This window comes from Nostoc sp., assembly GCF_041747015.1.
GTDB lineage: Bacteria > Cyanobacteriota > Cyanobacteriia > Cyanobacteriales > Nostocaceae > Nostoc.
Genome location: NZ_JBGTFY010000213.1, coordinates 1 through 3,134, shown reverse-complemented (window position 1 = coordinate 3,134; position 3,134 = coordinate 1). Strand labels below are relative to the sequence as shown.

The following is a 3,134-nucleotide window of genomic DNA, read 5'->3' as shown; positions in this document are numbered from 1 at the left end:
CCGCCAATTGGTCTATTATCCGCAATATTGCCATCAATCTCGCTCGTCTGGGCGGTTATGATTCTCTCACCAAGGCGGAACGATTTCTTGCCCATGACATCGACAAGCTATTTTTACTTCTAGAATGAATTATCCCTGGGGGAATTGTCTGAACTGACTGAGGAGTATCGAGTATTGGTGTATCGGTTCGCGTTGCCGACGTAGCATCGGGGACGAAATAATTATTATCTTCTTGCTCGCCCGTCACCACAATTTCAATCAACTCATTCTCATCCGCCGAGGTTTCACCTTGCTGTGTTTCACTTCCTCGCTCAATTACTTCAGGCGTTGCTGGCGTTTCATCACCTAGTTGCGTTGTCTCCTGCTGCGTCTCACTTCCTGGCTGAGGAGTGTCTGGTGGCTTTTGCGGTGGTTGTTGTGATTGTGTGGAGGACACGGCGGGCGTGAAGCTAAAAATTAAACCGTCGTCACTATCAAATATCTCAACCGTTGGCACAACTTTGGAACCTGTCACTGTTACTCGAATGCCCTTAGTAGCATTTGTTACTGTTACTAAGGTAATGCCCTCCGTTGGGTTATCTTGGCGAAACGCATTGCTACCTTGTAGGAGCAGTTGTGTATTTGGGATGTCTGCAATATAGTTATTGCCATCAATTCTTGGTAATACTTGTAACTGTTCCCCTGCTGAAGTTTCTAAAATTACTTCAATTCCATTTTGGGTTGGATTCAGCTTCACTCCAGTAATTTGTATAGCCTGGGCAAATACTGGCTGCGAGATTAAAATTACTGCTCCTGCTAGCAAAAAAGAAGGTAATAATTGCGATTTCATGCTCTATTGACTCACATCAAAATAAATAGGAATTAATACATTTGTGAGGAAGCGATCGCTCTTGTGGCAAAAACAATAGCGCTGCCAGTCCCTCGCTCAAATATGCATAGAAACTAGACTAATAATAAAGCTAGTTGTTGAATATTTTTCGCATTTATGGTGCGATCGTCTAAATGGACGGAGCTTTTTTCCTTGAACTGCATTGGTCATCGAAACCATAATAGAATCTGATAAGAATGATGCCCAAGCTGATTGCTTCAATTTCATTTATTTACCCATGCGCCTTTATTGCCAGATTACTATAAGAAATCAACAGAGCTTAGTTGAAAATTATTCTCAATATTTATTTTTATATAATATGTAATTATTGACAATACTATTTGTTACTAACTTAGTGACATAACGAGGAATTTGAGATTTTTGGGCGTGGCTTGCCGTCTGTTAAAGCATCAATTAACCAAAAACTTGTAACAAAAAGAGCGATCGCCCGTTTTGCTAATCTCATTGTTTAAAATTCCTTGGCATTGGTTTTGCTACAAGTAGATACAGCTTATGTGTCTATCCCCCTCCACACTTAGTTTTACCACCACCACAATAAGTCGCGAACCAAGGATTGAATTTAGCGGGTTCGGCGATCGCGTTACTCATCTTCAGAAGTGCCTCAAAGTTGGACTGCTCGTCACCATACCGAAAGTGCATATGTATCGGTTCATCATGGGGTGCAGTGAGAGCAAGATACTTGAACTTGTTGCAGGCTAAATCCTGCTTTTCTTCCGACTTCAACTCAAACAAATCCCAAACGGCGCTTTTGGACTGAGAGTAATACTTGGGATCGGGTGTAGCACCCATGTAGGTATAATGGCAGTCCCGCGCAATTGGTGTTTTCTTTGCTGCATCTTTGTAGAAGGTGAACTTCTCCATTTTGGAGATTGCGATTACTTTCGGGTTGCGCGGATCTTTTACAGATTCCTGTTCTGCGTTCAAATTAAAAACGCCATCAAATCCTAGATAAGGAACTTTATAGGCATTCGGGGAGACGATCTGCGTCTCAAGTGCTTGCGCCAGTTCATTGGCGATTAAAAAGGTAGCGATCACAGCAAGACAAAAACTAGGAAAATTTTTCATGATCTATTCCTGAAAATTACTTGAGAAAAATCTGAATTAGTAACTAATTGCAGGGTTGGATTAATGCACCAAGCATGGCATCAAAATTCAACTGACACTGAACCGAGGACAGTCAAAGGCGCTCCGGGGTAAAGCAAGAATCCCTGTGAGTCGTAGTATTTAATGTCAAACAGATTTTTGAAGTTAAGTGCAGTCCGCCAATTGTCGCGTCGATAGAAGATAGTGGCATCGGTTCTGACATAAGAAGGAATGGTGATTGTGTTTGGGAGTTCGGCTGCGCGATCGCCAACGAAAAACAGTCCCGCGCCAAAACCTAAACCTTGCAAGCTACCGCCCTGAATTTCATAAGTTGTCCACAAACTGGCACTGTTCCTGGGGGCATTCACCAGTCTGTCGCCTTCAGGAATGCTGTTGTCCTTGCTGACGAAGGAATCGTTTAAGCCATAGGATGCAATAATGTTCCAGCCGGGGGCAAGTTGCCCGGCGATATCCAATTCAATGCCTCGACTCTTAACTTCTCCAGCAGCAATAGAAAAATCAGTATCGTTAGGATTGGTCGTAGCTACGTTTGTTTTTGTAATTTCATAAGCTGCCAACGTTGTTGAAAGTCTGTCATCTAAAAGTTCAGCTTTGATTCCGACTTCGTACTGCGTACCGCGTGTAGGTTCTAGTAGCTCTCCAGTAGCTGTTCTAGCACTGTTTGGCACAAAGGAGCGACTGTAACTTGTATACAGCGAAATCGGTTCTATAGGTTGGTAAACCAATCCAACACGGGGTGAAAAGGCTTCATTGTAAGAATTAGATGTTTCTGAATCACTGCCATTGATCAGGTCTGGAAAGTTTTCGACATTAGAATTGACAAAATCAAATCTGCCGCCGATTAGCAATTTAAGATTTGGCAGCAATGTCACCTGATCCTGCAAATAAAGCCCTACATTATCAGTGGTTGTTTTAGCACCAAAACCTTCATCAAAATTTGTTGGAATTGGAGAGCCATAAACAGGATTGAAAATATCAATTGAAGGGAAGGAAGCTACTATGCCGAACTCGTATTCACTAATACTTCTGCTCAACTCGAAACCCAGAAGCAGTTGATGTTTTACAGATCCAGTATTGAAGTTGCCTATCAAATCTGTTTGCAAAGAATAAACTTGACTGTCTTCGGGAACTCTTGTAAATC

Annotated in this window: 3 protein-coding genes; all 3 read right to left on the bottom strand. The window is 42.2% G+C overall.

The annotated features are described in order from the left end of the window. Positions 1 to 55: 55 nt before the first annotated feature. A complete protein-coding gene (locus tag ACEW80_RS17550; RefSeq protein WP_373527824.1) occupies positions 56 to 829 on the bottom strand; it encodes an AMIN domain-containing protein in 774 nt (257 codons plus the stop codon). Between the two features lie 558 nt (positions 830 to 1,387). Then, positions 1,388 to 1,954: a hypothetical protein gene (locus tag ACEW80_RS17545; RefSeq protein ID WP_373527823.1), complete on the bottom strand. Its 567-nt coding sequence runs from the start codon at positions 1,952 to 1,954 to the stop codon at positions 1,388 to 1,390. An 80-nt stretch (positions 1,955 to 2,034) separates the two neighbouring features. Further along, positions 2,035 to 3,134: TonB-dependent siderophore receptor (locus tag ACEW80_RS17540; protein ID WP_373527822.1), on the bottom strand; the 1,100-nt coding region annotated here is incomplete at its 5' end.

Excerpts from the sequence above, each read along its gene's own strand:
- ACEW80_RS17545 (WP_373527823.1), bottom strand. The coding sequence starts at position 1,954 with ATGAAAAATTTTCCTAGTTTTTGTCTTGCTGTGATCGCTACCTTTTTA.
- ACEW80_RS17550 (WP_373527824.1), bottom strand. The coding sequence starts at position 829 with ATGAAATCGCAATTATTACCTTCTTTTTTGCTAGCAGGAGCAGTAATT.